A 1,184-nucleotide genomic window follows, 5' to 3' on the forward strand; every position below is an offset into this window, starting at 1 on the left:
CCCCTGAACCCTCAGATCCGTGCCCTTGCCCGCGCCCCGATCACCGACCGCACCGATGCCTCCGCGGTGGGGTGGTCGATCCTGTTGACCTGCGCCCACGCCCGGATGCAGTACCGCGACGTGCACGAGGCCGCTTTCAACGACCGCTGGCCCGGCCTGGAATTTGTCCGCACCCGCCGCACCAGTGCGGCGGAACGCACCCCTCGATTCGACGCAGCAGCCGAGTTGGGCCGCCAGTGGGCCAAAGCGGTCACCGCTGCCAGCTACACCAACCGCGACACTTCGGGCCCCTCACCTGCCCGCCACGCCGCCGAAGCGGCTGTCGCCGACCTGCTCACCCGCATGAACGCACAACCCGCCAGGTGGGCCGGCAAGACCGGAACCCAGGACCGCCTCGTGCTCCTGGCACTGGCAGCCCGCACGCTCGCAGCCGCCACTGGCGCCGTGCACTTTTCCGAACGCGACTGGGCCCTCGCAGCAGGCCTGACCAGGGACACCGTCGCCGACCGCCTCAAGACCCTGGTGCAGCAGGGGTGGGTCGCCCGCGTGCAGCGAGCAGCGGGCCCCTGGGCCGCAGTGTGGCGGATCGCGGGACCTGGGGGCGGGGAGCAAAGAAGTGGCGCAGTATTTACCCCGGAGATGCAGAGCCGGCTTGACGCTGAGCTCGAATGCGCCCGGGAAGATATCTGGCACGCCCGCACCCTGGGGGTGCTGGGCATGCGCGTGTGGACACACTTGGCCGCTGGTTGCGCATCGGTACGTGAGCTGGCGACCACACTGGGTATCTGCCCGGCGACTGTGCGCAGTAAACTGCGCGCGCTGCGCTCTCTGGGTCTGTGCACCGCTGACGGCCGGGTATACCGCGGTCGTTCGCGGTTAGCGCGAGCGGCCGTTGCTGCTGGTGTTGATGGTGCGCACGCTGATCGGGTGCGCCTGTACCGGCTGCATTCGGCGGTGTTTGTGTGGTGGTTCACCACCCGATATCAGCCGGATCGCTCCGACGCGTTGGGGGAGTGGGGCGAATTCCCCGATCCTGCTGAGGCTGAACAGGTCCATCCGACTGACATCGCGCTGGCCTACGGAGCCACCGCCACCGGCCCGCCAGTATCAGCCACCACCTGGGGCGCGGCGATGGCTGCTCAAGATCGCCATCGCGAGGCCGATCCCGACAGTTGGTGGGAACT

General features: G+C 68.9%; 1 protein-coding gene. It reads left to right on the forward strand.

Features of this window, described 5'->3' with window-relative positions; genetic code table 11:
• The coding region (locus G6031_RS18610; protein WP_182654095.1) for a helix-turn-helix domain-containing protein at positions 1–1,184 on the forward strand (1,184 nt) is incomplete at both ends.

The organism is Dietzia sp. CQ4 (assembly GCF_014145125.1).
GTDB classification, from domain to species: Bacteria; Actinomycetota; Actinomycetes; order Mycobacteriales; family Mycobacteriaceae; genus Dietzia; species Dietzia natronolimnaea.